14 protein-coding genes are annotated in these 18515 nt (G+C 63.2%); 11 read left to right on the forward strand and 3 right to left on the reverse strand.

Annotation, left to right across the window (positions count from 1 at the left end):
- Position 1: 1 nt before the first annotated feature.
- Positions 2-1738, reverse strand: coding sequence for an arginine--tRNA ligase (gene argS, locus ACMTA2_RS03245; protein ID WP_413793690.1), 1737 nt, complete (start codon positions 1736-1738; stop codon positions 2-4).
- A 262-nt stretch (positions 1739-2000) separates the two neighbouring features.
- Complete coding sequence (locus tag ACMTA2_RS03250) at positions 2001-4220, reverse strand: primosomal protein N' (protein WP_413793691.1); 2220 nt, start codon at positions 4218-4220, stop codon at positions 2001-2003.
- 289 nt (positions 4221-4509) lie between these two features.
- Here ACMTA2_RS03250 and rpmE point away from each other — a divergent pair, with 289 nt between their 5' ends.
- From rpmE to ACMTA2_RS03265, 3 genes are all read left to right on the forward strand, one after another.
- The gene (rpmE, locus tag ACMTA2_RS03255) at positions 4510-4734 is read left to right on the forward strand and encodes a 50S ribosomal protein L31 (RefSeq protein WP_053117645.1); all 225 of its coding nucleotides are present in this window, start codon (positions 4510-4512) and stop codon (positions 4732-4734) included.
- Positions 4735-4745: 11 nt separating this feature from the next.
- Positions 4746-5558, forward strand: a complete 813-nt coding sequence (locus ACMTA2_RS03260; protein ID WP_413793692.1) for a thermonuclease family protein — start codon at positions 4746-4748, stop codon at positions 5556-5558.
- 183 nt (positions 5559-5741) lie between these two features.
- Positions 5742-7010 carry a malic enzyme-like NAD(P)-binding protein gene (locus ACMTA2_RS03265; protein WP_063323308.1) on the forward strand — a complete coding sequence of 423 codons (1269 nt, stop codon included), beginning with the start codon at positions 5742-5744 and terminating at the stop codon, positions 7008-7010.
- Positions 7011-7308: 298 nt separating this feature from the next.
- On the opposite strand, the gene ACMTA2_RS03270 is transcribed toward ACMTA2_RS03265, so the two are convergent.
- On the reverse strand, positions 7309-9753 hold the full coding sequence (locus ACMTA2_RS03270) for a penicillin-binding protein 1A (RefSeq protein WP_413795584.1): 2445 nt from the start codon (positions 9751-9753) through the stop codon (positions 7309-7311).
- Positions 9754-9961: 208 nt separating this feature from the next.
- Here ACMTA2_RS03270 and ACMTA2_RS03275 point away from each other — a divergent pair, with 208 nt between their 5' ends.
- The 8 genes from ACMTA2_RS03275 (at position 9962) to ACMTA2_RS03310 (ending at position 18197) form a co-directional block, all read left to right on the forward strand.
- Positions 9962-11026, forward strand: a complete 1065-nt coding sequence (locus ACMTA2_RS03275) for a pilus assembly protein PilM (protein WP_413793693.1) — start codon at positions 9962-9964, stop codon at positions 11024-11026.
- Complete coding sequence (locus tag ACMTA2_RS03280) at positions 11026-11592, forward strand: PilN domain-containing protein (RefSeq protein ID WP_413793694.1); 567 nt, start codon at positions 11026-11028, stop codon at positions 11590-11592. The genes ACMTA2_RS03275 and ACMTA2_RS03280 overlap by 1 nt, the downstream gene beginning before the upstream one ends.
- Positions 11589-12212 (forward strand): type 4a pilus biogenesis protein PilO, encoded by a 624-nt coding sequence (pilO, locus tag ACMTA2_RS03285; RefSeq protein WP_413793695.1) that lies wholly within the window; start codon positions 11589-11591, stop codon positions 12210-12212. Before ACMTA2_RS03280 ends, pilO begins: the two co-directional genes overlap by 4 nt.
- Complete coding sequence (locus ACMTA2_RS03290; RefSeq protein ID WP_413793696.1) at positions 12209-12739, forward strand: pilus assembly protein PilP; 531 nt, start codon at positions 12209-12211, stop codon at positions 12737-12739. The genes pilO and ACMTA2_RS03290 overlap by 4 nt, the downstream gene beginning before the upstream one ends.
- Positions 12740-12752: 13 nt before the next feature.
- Positions 12753-14840 (forward strand): type IV pilus secretin PilQ, encoded by a 2088-nt coding sequence (locus ACMTA2_RS03295; protein WP_413793697.1) that lies wholly within the window; start codon positions 12753-12755, stop codon positions 14838-14840.
- Positions 14841-14844: 4 nt separating this feature from the next.
- Entirely contained in the window at positions 14845-15363 is a 519-nt protein-coding gene (gene aroK / locus ACMTA2_RS03300) for a shikimate kinase AroK (protein ID WP_024616288.1), read from the forward strand.
- A 148-nt stretch (positions 15364-15511) separates the two neighbouring features.
- Positions 15512-16612 carry a 3-dehydroquinate synthase gene (aroB, locus tag ACMTA2_RS03305; protein ID WP_413793698.1) on the forward strand — a complete coding sequence of 367 codons (1101 nt, stop codon included), beginning with the start codon at positions 15512-15514 and terminating at the stop codon, positions 16610-16612.
- A gap of 10 nt (positions 16613-16622) precedes the next feature.
- Positions 16623-18197: an AAA family ATPase gene (locus ACMTA2_RS03310; RefSeq protein WP_413793699.1), complete on the forward strand. Its 1575-nt coding sequence runs from the start codon at positions 16623-16625 to the stop codon at positions 18195-18197.
- The last annotated feature ends 318 nt before the right edge of the window (positions 18198-18515 follow it).

An 18515-nucleotide genomic window follows, 5' to 3' on the forward strand; every position in this document is an offset into this window, starting at 1 on the left:
CTTACATGCGCTCCAGGGTTTCCAGGCCCAGCAGTTCCAGGCCTTGCTTGAGCGTGCGCCCGGTCAGCGCGGCGAGGCGCAAGCGGCTCTGCATTTGCTCCGGGGTTTGCGCGTTGAGGATCGGGCAGTTCTCGTAGAAGCTGGAGAACAGGCCGGCGACATCGTACAGGTAGGCGCACAGGGTGTGGGGCGTGCCCTTGTCGGCGACGTTGTTCAGCACCTCGCCGAACTGCGCCAGTTTCGCCGCCAGCTCCTGTTCCTGAGGGGCCTGGAGCACGATCTGGCCGTCCACTTCGTTGAAGCCTTTGCCGAGCTTGCGGAACACCCCCGCCACCCGGGTGTAGGCGTACAGCAGGTACGGCGCGGTGTTGCCTTCGAAGTTGAGCATCAGGTCGAAGTTGAAGCTGTAGTCGCTGGTGCGGTGCTTGGACAGGTCGGCGTATTTCACCGCGTCGATGCCCACGACCTTGGCGATCTTGCGCAGTTCGTCCTCGGCCAGGTCCGGGTTCTTGCCCTTGACCAGGGTGTAGGCGCGGTCCTGGGCTTCGGTCAGCAGGTCGATCAGCTTCACCGTGCCGCCGTCGCGGGTCTTGAACGGACGGCCGTCGGCGCCGTTCATGGTGCCGAAGCCCATGTGCTCCATGTCCATCGGATGGGTCACGAAGCCGGCCAGGCGCGCCACTTCGAACACTTGCTGGAAGTGCAGGGCCTGGCGCTGGTCGACGAAATACAGGACCCGATCCGCCTTGAGCACTCTGTTGCGGTAGCGCACGGCCGCCAGGTCGGTGGTGGCGTAGAGGTAGCCGCCGTCGGCCTTGACGATGATCACCGGCAGCGGCTCGCCGTCGGCGGTCTTGAACTGGTCGAGGAACACGCACTGGGCGCCGTTGCTTTCCACCAGCATGCCCTTGGCTCTGAGGTCGTTGACCACATTGACCAGGTCGTCGTTGTAGGCGCTTTCGCCCATCACGTCGGCCATGGTCAATTTGACGTTCAGCAGCTCGTAGATTTTCTGGCAGTGGGACAGGGAGATGTCCTTGAACTTGGTCCATAGCGCCAGGCACTCGGCATCGCCGGCCTGCAACTTGACCACCAGACCACGGGCACGGTCGGCGAACTCGGGCGACTCGTCGAAGCGTTGCTTGGCGGCGCGGTAGAAGTTCTCCAGGTCCGACAGTTCGTCACTGGTGATGGGGTTTTCCTGCAGGTAGGCCATCAGCATGCCGAACTGCGTACCCCAGTCACCAACATGGTTCTGGCGGATTACGGTGTCGCCAAGAAACTCCAGGACCCGGGCCACGCCGTCGCCGATGATGGTCGAGCGCAGATGGCCGACGTGCATTTCCTTGGCGAGGTTGGGGGCCGAGAGGTCGACCACGGTGCGCTGCAACGGGCCGGCCTTGCGCACGCCAATGCGTTCGTCGGCCAGGGCCGCGTCCAGGCGCGAGGCCAGGGCCTGGGTGTTCTGGAAGAAATTGATGAAGCCGGGGCCGGCGATGTCAGCCTTGCTGACGTTCTCGTCGGCCGGCAGCGCGGCGATGATTTTCTCCGCCAGGTCCCGCGGCTTCATGCCGGCCGGCTTGGCGAGCATCATCGCGATGTTGCTGGCGAAGTCGCCGTGGGTCTTGTCGCGGGTGTTCTCGACCTGAATCGCCGGCGACAGGCCTTCTGGCAGCACACCTTCAGCGACGAGTTGGGCGATGGCTTGCTGGATGAGCTGGCGAATGGTGTCTTTCATGGTCTTCTCTTTCAACCGCAGGCGCGGCGGCGCTTCGAGGCGCTGGTGGAAAAACTGGGCATTATCCGTGGCGAAGGCTGGCTTGCCAACTGTAGCGGGTCGGTTGGGGCTGTGTGGTGACTATTCTTGCTGGCCTGGATGTATGCGATCTCCTGTGGGAGCGAGCTTGCTCGCGATAGCGGTGGGTCAGTGACGCTAGTGTCGACTGTACCGTCGCAATCGCGAGCAAGCTCGCTCCCACAGGGGCAGGCTTGTGGTCCATTCAATACAAATCCACCGGATCAACATCCAGCGACCAGCGCACCGCCCGCCCACTGGGCATCTGTTCCAGCACCAGCAGCCAGGTGCTCAACAGTCGATGCAGCGGGGCCCGGGCATTGGCCTGCAATAGAAGCTGGGCCCGAAAACGCCCGGCCCGCCGTTCCATCGGAGCCGGTACCGGGCCCAAGAGTTCGATTCCGGTAAGGTTCTGTTGCGCCAGCAGGCGTTCTGCCTCGCTGCAGGCTTCGTCGAGAAAGCCTTCGGCCTGCCCTGGCTTGTGGGCTTCGGCCCGTAACAGCGCCAGGTGGGCAAAGGGTGGCAGGCCGGCGCTGCGGCGTTCGCTCAAGGCCTGTTCGGCGAAGGCGAAATAACCTTGCTCGGTGAGCTGGATCAACAGCGGGTGATCGGCCAGGTGCGTCTGGATAATTACCTTGCCCGGCTCCTCGGCGCGCCCGGCCCGGCCTGCGACCTGGACGATCAACTGCGCCATGCGCTCGCTGGCGCGGAAGTCGCCGGAGAACAGCCCGCCATCGGCGTCGAGGATCGACACCAGGGTGACACGGGGGAAGTGATGCCCCTTGGCGAGCATCTGCGTACCCACCAGGATGCACGGCTGGCCCTTCTGGATGGTGGCGAACAGCTGGTTCATCGCGTCCTTGCGCGAGGTGCTGTCGCGATCCACCCGCAAGACCGGGTAGTCCGGAAACAGAATGCCCAGCCGTTCCTCGGCGCGTTCGGTGCCGGCGCCAACCGGGCGCAAGTCGACTTTGCCGCACTGTGGGCAATGCCTTGGCACGCGCTCGACATGGCCGCAATGGTGGCAACGCAGCTCGCCGTGGCGTTGATGCACCGTCATCCGCGCGTCGCAGCGCTCGCAGCCAGACATCCAGCCGCAGTCGTGACACAGCAGGGTTGGGGCGAAGCCGCGGCGATTGAGGAACACCAGGACCTGTTGCCCGGCGGCCAGGGTCTGGCCGATGGCTTGCTGCATCGGCCCGGAGATACCGCTGTCCAGTGGACGACTTTTTACGTCCAGGCGCAGGAAGCGCGGTTGCTTGGCGCCGCCGGCCCGTTCGTTGAGGCGCAACAGGCCGTAGCGACCGGTGTAGGCGTTGTGCAGGCTTTCCAGCGATGGCGTGGCCGAGCCGAGGACAATGGGGATGTTTTCCTGGCGGGCGCGCACCAGCGCCAGGTCGCGGGCGTGGTAGCGCAAGCCTTCCTGCTGCTTATAAGAGCCGTCGTGCTCTTCGTCGATGATGATCAGGCCGGGATTTTTCATCGGCGTGAACAGGGCCGAGCGGGTACCGATGATGATATCGGCCTCGCCGTCCCGGGCGGCGAGCCAGGCTTCCAGGCGTTCGCGGTCGTTGACCGCCGAGTGCACCAGGGCAATCCGCGCGTTGAAGCGCTGTTCGAAGCGCGCCAGGGTTTGTGGGCCGAGGTTGATTTCCGGAATCAGCACCAGGGCCTGCTTGCCGGCCTCCAGGGTCTGGCGGATCAGTTGCAGGTAGACCTCGGTCTTGCCGCTGCCGGTGACGCCCGCCAGCAGAAAGGCGTGGTAACTGTCGAAGCCTGCGTGAATCGCTTCGCAAGCGGCTCGCTGTTCGGCGTTGAGCGGCAGCTCCGGCTGGGCCAGCCAATGTTCATGGCGGGCGCCGGGGGCGTGCCGACGGATCTCCACCTGAACCAGGTCCTTGGCCAGCAACAGATCGAGGCTGTCCTTGCTGAGCATCAGTTTGCTCAGCAGTTGATGGGCCACGCCGTGGGGGTGTTGGGCCAGGGTCGCCAAGGCTTCACGCTGGCGCGGGGCGCGGGCGATGCGTGGGTCATCCAGCGAGGCTCCCGGGGCCACCGACCAGAACCGCTCCTGGCGGGCCTCGGCGAGCTCGCCCTGGCGCAGCAGCACCGGCAGCGCCCAGCTCAGGGTGTCGCCCAGGCTGTGCTGGTAATACTGGGACGTCCACAGGCACAGCTTGAACAGCGATGGGGGCAGTGGCGGCGTGGCATCGAGCAGGGCCAGGGCCGGCTTGAGCTTGTCGGCCGGGACCTCGCTGTGGTCGGTGACTTCCACCAGGATGCCGATCATTTCCCGCCGGCCGAACGGCACCCGCAGGCGCATGCCCGGCTGCAACTGGGCGCGCAGGACCCCGGCCGGGGCGCGGTAGTCGAACAGGCGGCGCAGGGGCGAAGGCAGGGCGAGGCGCAGGATGGCGTCGGGCACGCGGGGGATCTCGATAAGCGGACAAGTTCGCAAGGCTGGGCACGATTCGATGTGGGAGCGAGCTTGCTCGCGAAAGCGGCGGCACAGCCAACATCACCGCAACTGACCCACCGCTATCGCGAGCAAGCTCGCTCCCACAGGGATTGTGCTTGAGGGCGCGAGCCTAGCAGACGGTTGGTATAAGCGACAGCTTGCGCGAATGACGATGTCTGGTAGAATCCGCGGCCTAATTACGTGCGGTATTCAACAATAGTGTTGGGTGGCGGCACGCTAGCCTGAGGAAAACAGCATGAAAACCGATATCCATCCGGAATACCCAGAAATTGCCGTGACTTGCAGCTGCGGCAACAAGTTCGAAACGCGTTCGACCTACGGCAAAGCCCTGGCGATCGACGTTTGCAACGAGTGCCACCCGTTCTACACCGGTAAGCAAAAGACTCTGGATACCGGCGGCCGTGTTCAGAAGTTCGCCGATCGTTTCGGTGCTTTCGGCAAAGTTACTCCAAAAGCCTGAGGCTGATCATTTTGGATGGTCGTCTCGACTGCTCCAGACTGATAAAGAAGGCGTCCCTTGCGGGCGCCTTTTTTGTGGCTGCGATTTGGCTCTGTGGTGCCCAGGCGGCCTGTCCTTCGCCGGGCAACCTGCCCCAGGTGGCGGTGCAGCGCGTGGTGGATGGCGACACCTTGTACCTGGAGGATGGCCGGCGCATTCGGATGATCGGCCTCAACACCCCTGAACTGGGCAAGCGCGGCCGCGCCGACGAACCGTTCGCCGTGGCGGCTCGCCAGCGACTCGAAGCCTTGGTGGCCGCCAGCAATGGCCGGGTGGGTGTGTTGCCCGGCAAGGACGACCGCGATGATTACGGTCGCACCCTGGCCCATGTCTACAACGCCCGGGGCGAAAACCTCGAGGAGCGGCTGATTGCCGAGGGGCTGGGGTTTCTGGTGGCGGTCGCGCCGAACGTCGACCTGGTCAGTTGCCAGAAAGTAGCCGAACGCCATGCGCGACAAGCCGGCTCCGGTCTCTGGAAAAAATCCCCCATCGTACGGGCGGAGCAGATCAATGCGCCCGGTTTCGTGCTGATGAGCGGGCGCGTAGAAAGCGTGCAGCGCAATCGCGGTGGCATCTGGATTGAATTGCAGGGGCCGGTTGTCCTGCACATTGCGCCCGGTGCCCAGAGGCGCTTCGACGCCTCGGCCCTGGAGCGGCTGAAGGGCCGCAGAATCGAGGCCCGTGGCTGGGTCGTCGACCGCGCCCGACGTGGCGGGAGCAAAGCCGGGCAGGCTCGATGGATGTTGCCGCTGACCGACCCGGCCATGATGGAAACGGTCCTTTAAGAAAAATTGTAGACAGTTTGTTATTGGATTGTATGCATGTAGCCCTTGTGTTTCGCGGCTCTTGGCCCAAAGTCGTAGGGCAGGGCGCTTGACAGCAGTGACTGGTCAGTCTTGTGGGGACTTTGCGAGGCGCGTATCCTCGGCGGTCCGTCTGTCCAACACAGTAAAAAGCGGAATGCCCACATGTCTGATCTGAAAACTGCCGCTCTCGAATATCACGCTAATCCTCGTCCAGGAAAGCTGAGTGTCGAGCTCACCAAGGCCACCGCTACTGCTCGCGACTTGTCGCTGGCCTACAGCCCCGGCGTAGCCGAGCCAGTCCGCGAAATCGCTCGCGACCCCGAACTGGCCTACAAATACACCGGTAAAGGCAACCTGGTTGCAGTCATTTCCGATGGCACCGCCATTCTCGGCCTGGGTAACCTCGGCCCATTGGCTTCCAAGCCGGTCATGGAAGGCAAGGGCGTGCTGTTCAAGCGCTTTGCCGGTATCGACGTATTCGACATCGAAGTCGACTCCGAGAGCCCGCAAGCCTTCATCGACACCGTCAAGCGCATCTCCATCACCTTCGGCGGCATCAACCTGGAAGACATCAAGGCACCTGAGTGCTTCGAGATCGAGCGCGCCCTGATCGAACAGTGCGACATCCCGGTGTTCCACGATGACCAGCACGGCACCGCGATCGTCACCGCCGCCGGCATGATCAACGCCCTGGAAATCGCCGGCAAGACCCTGCCGGAAGCCAAGATCGTCTGCCTGGGTGCTGGCGCTGCGGCCATCTCCTGCATGAAGTTGCTGGTGAGCATGGGCGCCAAGATCGAAAACATCTTCATGGTCGACCGTACCGGCGTGATCCATTCCGGCCGTGACGACCTGAACCAGTACAAGGCCGTGTTCGCTCACGCGACCGACAAGCGCTCCCTGGCGGACGCGCTGGACGGTGCCGATGTGTTCGTCGGCCTGTCGGGTCCGAACCTGCTGAGCCCGGAAAACCTGCTGCGCATGGCGCCGAACCCGATCGTGTTCGCCTGCTCGAACCCGGACCCGGAAATCGCCCCGGAACTGGCTCACGCGACTCGCAACGACGTGATCATGGCCACCGGCCGTTCGGACTACCCGAACCAGGTCAACAACGTACTGGGCTTCCCGTTCATCTTCCGGGGTGCCCTGGACGTTCGCGCCAAGCGCATCAACGAAGAGATGAAAGTCGCGGCCGCCAACGCCCTGCGCGAACTGGCCAAGCTGCCGGTACCCCAGGAAGTGTGCGACGCCTACGGCGGCATCAAGCTGGAATTCGGCCGTGAGTACATCATTCCGAAACCCATGGACGCCCGCCTGATCACCCTGATCTCCGACGCCGTGGCCAAGGCCGCCATCGAGACGGGCGTGGCCACCCTGCCGTATCCAAAGAACTACCCGCTCAAGAGCGTGGATGACGTGTTCAACGGCTAAGCCGTTGTAGCGCTTCAACGAAAAGCCCCGGCTCCTGCGAGTCGGGGCTTTTTTTGTCTGGATGTATGGGTGCAAACCCTTTGCTGGGCCAGCCGACAACCTGTGGTGAGGGGATTCATCCCCGCCCGGCTGCGTAGCAGTCGTAATTTGGCTGGCGTGGTTCTGTATTGTTCCGCGCAGTCTGGATTTAGGGCTGCTGCGCAGCCCAGCGGGGATGAATCCCCTCGCCACAGGGGCCTTGCGCGGCATAAAAAAGCCCCGCACTTCTTGCGAAGGCGGGGCTTTTGAATGAGACCGGTCAGAACAGATCGATCGGCGCCGCTTCATCGGCCGGTAGCGGGCTGCCCGGCGCTATGCCGTTGCCCAGCTCATTGACCGAGGGTGGCGTGTCTTCGCTCTTGAACAGTTCGAAATACGCACCCGGAGTACCCGGTGTGGCCGCGCGGCCGCTGACCGGGTCGACCCGCAGGCTGAGGATGCCTTCGGGCTCCGGCTGGGTGTGCGGCGGTTTGTCCTTGAGGGCGGCGCCCATGTAGTTCATCCAGATCGGCAGCGCCACGGTGCCGCCGAACTCACGGCGCCCCAGGCTTTCGGGTTGGTCGAAGCCGGTCCAGACCGTGGTCACGTAATCGGCGTTGTAGCCGGAGAACCAAGCGTCCTTGGATTCGTTGGTGGTGCCGGTCTTGCCCGCCAGGTCGGTGCGACCCAGGGCCAGGGCGCGTCGGCCGGTGCCGAGCTTGATCACGTCCTGCAGCATGCTGTTGAGAATGTAGGTGGTACGGCCATCGACAATGCGTTCTGCGACGGCGGGCGCTTGCGGCAGGCCTGGGGCCGTCGTGGCTTCGCCTGGCGTCGCATTGACCGTGAACGTCTCGGTGGACGGTGCGGCGAGGCCATCGCTGGCCTGCTCGCCCGTGGGGACCCGTGGCGGGTTGGCGACGAACAAGGTCTCGCCGTTGCGGCTTTCGATCTTGTCGATGAGGTACGGGGTGATCTTGTAGCCGCCGTTGGCGAACGTGCTCCAGCCCGTGGCGATTTCCATCGGCGTCAAGGTCGCGGTGCCCAGGGCCAGGGACAGGTTGCGCGGCAGGTCCTGCTTGTTGAAGCCGAACTTGCTGATGTAGTCGATGGTGCGGTCTACGCCCAGGGCCTGCAGCAGGCGGATCGAGACCAGGTTGCGGGACTTGTACAGGGCCTCGCGCAGGCGAATCGGGCCCAGGAACGTATTGGTGTCGTTCTTCGGTCGCCAGACCTTGTCCAGGTACTCATCGACGAACACGATCGGCGCATCGTTCACCAGGCTGGCGGCGGTGTAGCCGTTGTCCAGGGCGGCGCTGTAGACGAACGGCTTGAAGCTCGAGCCCGGCTGGCGCTTGGCCTGCAAAGCCCGGTTGTAGTTGCTTTGCTCGAAGGCGAAGCCACCCACCAGCGAGCGAATGGCGCCGTTCTGCGGGTCGAGGGACACCAGGGCGCCCTGGGCGGCCGGGAGCTGGCTGAACTTGAGCGTGTTATCCGCCTGGCGCTGGACGCGGACCAGGTCACCCACCTGGGCAACGTCCGACGGCTGCCGTGGGTTGGCGCCCATGCTATTGGTGTTGAGGAACGGACGGGCCCATTTCATGGTGTCCCAGGCCACGTGTTCTTCCTGCTCGCCGTTGCGGGTCAGCACCTTGATGCCGTCCTTGTCCACCGAGGTGACGATCGCCGGCTCCAGGCTGCTGATGGTGCGCTGCTTGGTCAGCTCCAGGGCCCAGGCTTCCCTGGTCTTGCCCGGCAGGCGTGATTCAGGTCCGCGGTAGCCGTGGCGCTGGTCGTAGGTCATCAGGCCCTCATGCAACGCGGTGTTGGCCATTTCCTGCAAGTCGCTCGGCACCGTGGTGGTCACGCGGAAACCTTCGGTGTAGGCGTCGCTGCCATAGCGCCCGACCATTTCGGCGCGGGCCATCTCGGCGATGTACGGGGCGTTCACTTCCGGCGTCGGAACGTGATAACTGGCGTTCAGCGGCTCATTGACCGCAGCGGTGTAGTCGGCCTCGGTTATCTTGCCCAGCTTGTACATGCGCCCCAGGATCCAGTCGCGCCGTTCCTTGCTGCGTGCCGGGTTGGCCAGCGGGTTGAAGCGCGACGGTGCCTTGGGCAGGCCGGCGATCATCGCCATCTGCGCCAGGCTCACGTCGCGGATCGATTTGCCGTAATACACCTGTGCCGCCGCCTCGATGCCGTAGGCGCGGTTACCCAGGTAAATCTTGTTCACGTACAGCTCGAGGATTTCATCCTTGGTCAGTTGCCGCTCGATCTGCAGGGCCAGGAGGATCTCGGTGGTCTTGCGCGAGAAGCTGCGCTCGCTGGTCAGGAAGAAGTTCTTGGCCACCTGCATGGTGATGGTGCTGCCGCCGGACTGGATGTGCCCGCTCTTGACCAACTGGCTGGCGGCGCGCATCAGGCTGCCGGGGTCGACGCCATAGTGATTGGCGAAGTTATCGTCTTCAGCACTTAGTAACGCATTGATGAAATTGGGGGGAATGTCGGCGAAACGGATCGGCGTGCGGCGCATTTCGCCGAATTCGGCGATCAACTTGTCATCGCTGCTGTACACCCGCAAAGGAATCTGCAACTGAATACTTCTCAGTGCCTCCACGGACGGTAATCCCGGACTAAGGTAAAGAAAGGCGCCACTCAGGCCCAAGAGCAGTCCGCAGAAAACGGCGACGATGGACCATCCGAAAAATTTCAGCAGACGAATCAAGGCTTTTGGATATCCAGGCAAAGAATGAAAAAGGCGCCAGGTGCAGGGATGGACCCGTGCTTGCAACAAAGCGAAAAAAAACGCTGGGCATTATAAGCATTTTTTTTCGTCGGGAATGCCATCCGGACGTCCGTCGGACGGCCGTGATTGAACGCAATGCGTATTAGAGAGTCCGTAACTCACGGATAGTCATAGGGAATTGGTAGTGCTACGACTCTTCAATAAAAAAGCCCACGCGCTTCTGGGGATCGACATCAGTTCGACGTCGGTGAAGCTGCTCGAGTTGAGTCGCCAGGGCGAGCGCTACCGCGTCGAGTCCTACGCGGTCGAACCGTTGCCGGCCAATGCCGTGATCGAGAAGAATATCGCCGAGCTCGACGGGGTGGGCCAGGCGTTGTCGCGAGTGTTGGCCAAGGCCAGGACCCCCGTGCGCAGCGTCGCCGTGGCCGTGGCCGGTTCGGCGGTGATCACCAAGACCATCGAGATGGACGCCGGCCTGTCCGACGACGACATGGAGAACCAGCTCAAGATCGAGGCCGATCAATACATTCCCTATCCGCTGGATGAGGTGGCCATCGATTTTGAAGTGGTGGGCGTTTCGCCGCGCAGCGCCGAGCGCGTCGAAGTGCTGCTGGCGGCCTGTCGCAAGGAAAACGTCGAGGTTCGCGAGGCGGCGTTGGCACTCGCCGGGCTGACGGCCCGGGTGGTCGATGTGGAGGCTTATGCGCTGGAGCGCGCGTTTGGATTGCTCGCCACGCAACTGGCCGCGTCCCAGGAACGGTTGACCGTGGCGGTCATCGACATCGGCGCCACCATGACCACCCTCAGCGTGCTGCACAGCGGACGCATCATCTATACCCGTGAACAATTGTTCGGCGGCCGCCAACTGACCGAGGAGATTCAGCGCCGCTATGGCCTGACGCCCGAGCAGGCCGGGCTGGCAAAGAAGCAGGGGGGGCTGCCGGACGATTATCTCGGCGAAGTGCTGCAACCTTTTCGCGAAGCCCTGGTGCAGCAAGTCTCGCGGTCCCTGCAGTTCTTCTTCGCCTCGGGCCAGTACAGCGCGGTGGACCACATCCTGCTGGCTGGAGGCACGGCTTCGGTGGCCGGCCTGGATCGGCTGATCGAGCAGCGCCTGGGCACGCCGACCCAGGTGGCCAACCCGTTCACCAACATGGCCCTGAGCAGCAAGGTCAATGCCGGCGCCCTGGCCAGTGACGCGCCGGCACTGATGATCGCCTGCGGGCTGGCCCTCAGGAGTTTTGACTGATGGCGCGGATCAACCTGCTTCCCTGGCGTGAGGAGGTGCGCGAAGAGCGGCGCAAACGCTTTCTGTTGGCGTTAGTGGGAGCGCTGGTCGGTGCGGTTGGCGTGGTGCTGGTCGCCGTCCGCTATATCGACGGCGCCATCGACCACCAGGTCGCTCGCAACAGTCATCTCTCCGAGCAGATCGCCGTGCTGGACGAGCGCATCAAGCAGATCAGCGAATTGAAAGCCCGCCGCCAGCAATTGCTGGAGCGCATGCGCATCATCCAGGACTTGCAAGGAAACCGGCCCGTCAGCGGGCGCATCTTCGACCAGTTGGTGAGGACTTTGCCGGACGGCGTGTATTTCACTGAAGTGAAAATGGAAGAGCGGACGCTCTTCATCAAGGGCGCCGCGGAATCGAACAACCGGGTTTCGGACCTGATGCGCAACCTGGACTCGTCGGACCTGTTCGATGCCCCCAGTTTGACGGAGGTCAAGGCCACCACGGCCGGCCAGCTCGACCAGGCCAATGTCTTTCAATTGACCGTTCGCCAGACCCGTCCGGCCGAAGCGGAGGACGCCCAATGACGCCTGGGGAGTGGTTCGACGCGCTGCGCAAGATCGACATCAGTGACCTGGACACCAATAACCTCGGCTCCTGGCCGACACCGATCAAATGGCTGACCGGCATCCTGCTGGTGGCCGTGGTGCTGGGGCTGGGCTATAACTTTGCCTTGAGTGACCTGGAAAACCAGTTGCAGCAGGTACGCGAGGAAGAGAGCACCCTCAAGGCGCAATTCGCGGGCAAGGCCCACATGGCCGCGAACCTGGAACGCTACACCGAGCAGATGAAGCAGATGGAAACGTCTTTTGGCGTGCTGTTGCGCCAATTGCCCAGCGATACCGAAGTGCCGGGCCTGCTGGAAGACATTACCCGTACCGGCCTGGGCAGCGGCCTGGAGTTCGAGGAAATCAAGCTGCTGCCGGAAGTCACCCAACCGTTCTACATCGAGCTGCCGATCCAGATCACCGTGACCGGCGGCTACCACGACCTGGCGACGTTCGTCAGTGGGGTGGCCGGGTTGCCCCGGATCGTCACGCTGCACGATTTCGAGATCGCCCCGATGGAGCCTGAGGCAGGCGCGAAATTGCGCATGAGCATCCAGGCCAAGACCTACCGCTACAACGAGCAGGAGGCGCAGCCATGAGGTCGGTGGTGGGGCGCCTCTGCCTCCTGGCAGGCCTGGCCGCGCTGGCGGGCTGCAACAACGACAACGGGTTCGGCGACCTGGACGCCTACATGAACGAAGTGCGCCTGCGCCCGCCCGGCAAGATCGAGCCGACGCCGACGTTCAGGCCCTACGAGACCTTTACCTACAGCGCCGCCAACCTGCGCAGCCCGTTTTCCCGGCAGGTCCGCGTGGACCAGGCCGACCGCCAGCGCGGTTCGCGCAACGTCCGGCCCGACCCCAATCGGGCCAAGCAGTATCTGGAAGGCTTCAACATCGAGCAGTTTGAGATGGTCGGCACGATCTCCAACGCCGGTGGCTCCTTCGCGCTCCTGCGGGGCGCGGGCGGGGTGCATCGGCTCAAGGTCGGTGACTACCTGGGACGCAACGACGGGCGGATCGTCGCCATCAGCGCCACCCAGGTCGATGTGGTCGAAATCGTTCCCGATGGCGAGGGCGCCTGGCTGGAGCGACCACGGACCATTCCTTTGAAAGAGCATTCATAGTGGAACTCGAACAATGAACAGGATTTTTCCAGCCCTCGGTATTTCGCTATGGATAGCGCTGTTATCGCCGATGGTTCATGGGGCCAGCCTGAAGACGCTGGCGGTGGCGGCGTTGCCGGGGGATCGTGTCGAGCTGAAGCTCACCTTCGACGAGCCACCACCGACACCCCGGGGCTATACCACCGAACAACCGGCCCGGATTGCGCTGGACCTGCCGGGCGTGACCAATCAACTGGCCAGCAGGCGCCACGACCTGGGCGGGGGCAATGCACGCAGTGCCACCCTGGTCGAGGCAGGGGATCGCACCCGCCTGATCATCGGCCTGACCCAACTGGCGCCGTATGACACCCGGATCGAAGGCAACAACCTGTTCGTGGTGGTTGGCAAGGGCATGACCTCCAATAGCCCTGCTTCGAAGAGCACGGCCCAGGCCCCGCGCCCGGCGGTGGCCAGCGCTGCGCCCGCGAGGGCCGGCGCGCCGGTGGGCAAGGCCATTCGTGGGGTGGATTTCCAGCGGGGGACCCAGGGCGAAGGCAACGTGGTGATCGATTTGTCCGATCCGTCCATCGCCCCGGACATCCAGGAGCGCGAAGGCAAGATCATCCTCAATTTCGCCAGGACCCAATTGCCGGAGCCACTGCGGGTGCGTCTGGACGTCAAGGACTTCGCCACCCCGGTGCAATTCGTCAATGCCAGTGCCGGCAGCGATCGGGCGACCATCAGCATCGAGCCCAGCGGCACTTTCGATTATTCGACCTACCAGACCGACAACAAGCTCACCGTCAGCGTCCGGCCCATGACCGTCGACGACCTGCAAAAACGCAATGCCGACCGCGCCGCCTACAGCGGCGAGAAGCTCTCGCTCAACTTCCAGGACATCGAAGTGCGATCGGTCCTGCAGTTGATTGCCGACTTCACCAACCTGAACCTGGTGGCCAGCGACACGGTGCAGGGTGGCATCACCCTGCGGTTGCAGAACGTGCCTTGGGACCAGGCACTGGACCTGGTACTCAAGACCAAGGGCCTGGACAAGCGCAAGGTCGGCAACGTGCTGTTGGTGGCTCCGGCCGATGAAATTGCCGCCCGTGAGCGCCAGGAACTGGAGTCGCAGAAGCAGATTGCCGACCTGGCGCCGCTGCGGCGTGAGTTGTTGCAGGTCAACTATGCGAAGGCAGCGGACATCGCCAAGCTGTTCCAGTCGGTGACCAGTGCCGAGGCGAAAGCCGATGAGCGCGGCACGATCACGGTTGATGAGCGAACCAACAACATCATTGCCTACCAGACCCAGGACCGCCTCGACGAACTGCGCCGGATCGTGGCGCAACTGGATATTCCGGTGCGCCAGGTGATGATCGAGGCGCGGATTGTCGAGGCTAACGTCGACTACGACAAAAGCCTGGGCGTGCGCTGGGGTGGGTCGATACAGAACAAGGGCAACTGGAACTCCTCGGGGGTGACCACCGGCACCTCCACGACCATCGGCACGCCGGGCAGCACCGGCACCAATCAACCGTTCGTCGACCTGGGCGCCTCGGGCAACACCTCGGGGATCGGCATTGCGTTCATCACCGACAATGTGTTGCTGGACCTCGAACTGACGGCCATGGAGAAAACCGGTAACGGGGAAATCGTCTCCCAGCCCAAGGTGGTGACGTCCGACAAGGAGACGGCAAAGATCCTCAAGGGCACGGAAATTCCTTATCAGGAAGCCAGCTCCAGCGGTGCTACGTCGGTGTCGTTCAAGGAGGCCTCGCTGTCGCTGGAGGTGACCCCGCAGATCACCCCGGACAACCGTATCATCATGGAGGTCAAGGTCACCAAGGATGAGCCGGACTACCTGAACAAGGTGAATGATGTGCCGCCGATCAAGAAAAACGAGGTCAATGCCAAGGTCCTGGTCAATGATGGCGAGACCATTGTGATTGGCGGTGTTTTCTCAAATACTCAGAGCAAGGTCGTAGATAAGGTGCCATTTCTTGGCGATGTGCCGTATCTTGGCCGCCTTTTCCGGCGTGATGTGGTCTCGGAGAAAAAATCCGAGCTGCTGGTGTTCCTCACTCCGCGTATCATGAATAACCAGGCGATTGCTGTGAGTCGTTGATTCTGTGCGAAATTTGATTCTTGTTGGGCCGATGGGCGCTGGAAAAAGCACCATCGGCCGTTTGCTGGCCAAAGAGCTGCGCCTGCCGTTCAAAGATTCCGACAAGGAAATTGAATTGCGCACGGGCGCCAATATCCCATGGATCTTCGACAAGGAAGGCGAGCCTGGCTTTCGTGACCGTGAGCAGGCGATGATCGCCGAGCTGTGCGCGTTCGATGGCGTGGTATTGGCCACCGGGGGCGGCGCGGTGATGCGCGAGGCCAATCGTCGGGCGCTGCATGCCGGCGGACGAGTGGTCTATCTGCACGCCTCTGTCGAGCAGCAGGTCGGCCGCACCGCCCGGGATCGCAACCGTCCGCTGTTGCGCACCGCCGACCCGGCCAAGACCCTGCGGGACTTGCTGGCGCTGCGTGATCCGCTGTATCGGGAGATCGCCGACCTGGTGGTGGAGACCGACGAGCGGCCGCCGCGGATGGTGGTGCTGGACATTCTCGATCGCCTTCAGCAACTGCCGCCCCGTTAATGCGCCTGGCGAAATGCGCTATCCTCGACGTCCCGTTTTGGTCCGTCCGAAGCGTGGCGGATGGCCATTAACTGGCGTCGAATCGAGCACCGTGGACTTTCGTTAATTGCAGGCAGGACGCCTGATTCCATCTTCACTGTGGGGACACATGCAGACACTTAAGGTCGACCTGGGCGAGCGCAGCTACCCGATTCATATTGGCGAAGGCTTGCTGGACCAGCCCGAACTGCTGGCGCCGCATATCGCCGGGCGGCAAGTGGCGATCATTTCCAATGAAACCGTCGCGCCCCTGTATCTGGAACGTCTGACCCGCAGCCTGTCGGCCTTCTCGGTCATTTCCGTGGTATTGCCCGACGGCGAAGCCTTCAAGAACTGGGAGACCCTGCAACTCATTTTCGACGGCCTGCTGACCGCACGGCACGATCGCCGTACCACGGTGGTTGCCCTGGGCGGTGGTGTGATCGGCGACATGGCCGGTTTTGCCGCGGCCTGCTACCAGCGTGGCGTCGACTTCATCCAGATCCCCACCACGCTGCTGTCGCAGGTCGATTCGTCGGTGGGCGGCAAGACCGGGATCAACCATCCGCTGGGCAAGAACATGGTGGGCGCGTTCTATCAGCCCAACGTGGTACTGATCGACACCTCCACCCTCAACACCTTGCCGGCCCGCGAACTGTCCGCGGGGCTGGCGGAAGTCATCAAGTACGGGCTGATCTGCGACGAACCGTTCCTGGGCTGGCTCGAGGAGAACGTCGACCGCCTGCGTGCGCTGGATCAAGCGGCGCTGACCTACGCCATCGAACGCTCCTGCGCGGCCAAGGCCGCCGTGGTCGGTGCCGATGAGCGGGAGTCGGGGGTGCGCGCCACGCTCAACCTGGGGCACACCTTCGGCCATGCCATCGAAACCCACATGGGCTATGGTGTCTGGCTGCACGGTGAAGCGGTTGCGGCCGGTACGGTCATGGCCCTGGAGATGTCCGCGCGCCTGGGCTGGATCAGCGAGCAGGAGCGCGATCGCGGTATTCGTCTGTTCCAGCGCGCCGGGCTGCCGGTGGTTCCGCCCGAGGAAATGAGCGAGGCGGATTTTCTTGAACACATGGCAATCGACAAAAAAGTGATCGACGGTCGTCTGCGCCTGGTGCTGCTGCGCCACATGGGCGAAGCGGTGGTGACCGACGATTATCCGAAAGAAGTTCTACAGGCCACGCTGGGAGCGGATTACCGCGCCCTGGCTCAGCTTAAAGGTTAATAAGATTCCGATGACTAGTTTGCATGCCGACGAGGCTTTCCTCGGCCATTTCCAATTGAGTCATGACCCTTTTGCCCCACGGGTCCCGGGCTTCAAGTTCTTCCCCGCCCAGCGCAAGCCGGTGCTGGGCCAGTTGCATCACCTGGCGCGCTATAGCCAGTTGCTCCTGGTGGTCACCGGCCCCCAAGGCAGCGGCAAGACCTTGCTGCGCCAGGCCCTGGTGGCCAGCACCAACAAACAGTCTGTGCAAAGCGTGGTGGTGTCGGCCCGTGGCGCTGGCGATGCCGCCGGTGTGTTGCGCCAGGTGGCCCAGGCGCTGAACGTCGCCCAGGCCGAAATCGGTGCAATTCTCGATCAGATCGTGCAGCTGGCGCTGACGGGGCAGGAAGTCTATCTGCTGGTGGACGATGCCGAGCAACTCGACGAGTCGGCCCTCGAGGCCCTGCTGGCCTTGGCGGCCGGTGCGCCGGAGGGGCGTCCCCACGTGTTCCTGTTCGGCGAGTCGTCGCTGATCGCCGACCTGGACCAGTTGAGCCTCGAGGAAGAGCGCTTCCACGTCATCGAACTGGCGCCCTACACCGAGGAAGAGACGCGTGAATACCTGGCCCAGCGTCTTGAGGGCGCGGGCCGGGGGATCGAACTTTTTACCGCGGATCAGATCTCTGAGATTCACGAAAGCTCCGACGGTTGGCCTGGCAACATCAACCAGGTTGCCCGCGATGCTCTGATCGAAGTCATGATCGCCAGCCGCTCAGCGGTGAAGCGTCCAAGTATGGGGTTCAACATGCCGAAGAAACACGTATTGGCAATTTCCGCCGTCGTCGTGGTCGCGGTTGCCGCCGCCTGGCTGATGCCAGGTCGCACCAAGGCACCCACCACGGGCGCCCCTGCCAACGAACAGGCACAACTGCCCCTTGGCCAGGGGGCGCCGCAACCCAACGGTGGGGCGCCGGCCGTGGAATTCGCCGGCAACACCCAGCCAATGCCGCTGCCGCTGGTCGGCCAGTCGCAGCCGGTCATGCGCGGCCCGCTGGCCGAAGCGGCTGGCGGCATCACTGAAGGCGACGACGGCGCAGCGCCACCGATCGACGACAGCAGCGATACGCCGCCGACCGTGACCACCACCGCACCGCCCGCGGGCGTGCCGGCCGGCCCGGCGCCAACACCTGCCCCGGCCGCCAAGCCGACCCCGGCGCCTACCCAGGTGGCCACCGCCAAGCCTGCTCCGGCCCCTGCGGCCAAGCCAGCGGCGCCAGCACCGGCGGCCAAGCCAGCAACTGCCCCAGCCAAGGCCGCGGGCGGCAGCTGGTACGCAGGTCAGGCACCGGGCAACTACGTGGTACAGATCCTGGGCACCAGTTCCGAAACCACGGCGCAGAATTTCGTCAAGGAACAGGGCGGCGAGTACCGTTACTTCAAGAAAGTACTCAACGGCAAGCCGCTGTATGTCATCACCTATGGCAGTTTTGCCAACCGTGATGCAGCCGTTTCCGCCATCAAGGCCTTGCCAGCGAAGGTTCAGGCTGGTAAACCTTGGCCTCGCACTGTCGCCAGCGTCCAACAGGAGCTGGCAGCAACTCGCTGAAGATTCGGCGGCCTTACCCAGGCCGCCTCTCCCGGCAACCTCAATATTTCCGCAGGGGCGGGCGACCTTTCAGGCCGCGCGCCTTGTGGTGTCTGCGTCACTGTAGCGTTTGAGTCGTCGCGGTCGGAACCCAAAAAAGTTTTGACTAGCACAGCATATAGCTTTAAACCTTTCACAAATGCGACATGGATTTGCGACAGTTCGTCGTCAAATTTGTGAGCCCCTGTGTCGGTGTGTACAATGACCTCCCTTTTGCCCCCGCAAAGCTGGCGTACGTTCGGCGCGGTATGCAACTGGTTGAATTGAAAAGAAATTTGC

Source organism: Pseudomonas medicaginis, assembly GCF_965119365.1.
Classification (GTDB): domain Bacteria; phylum Pseudomonadota; class Gammaproteobacteria; order Pseudomonadales; family Pseudomonadaceae; genus Aquipseudomonas.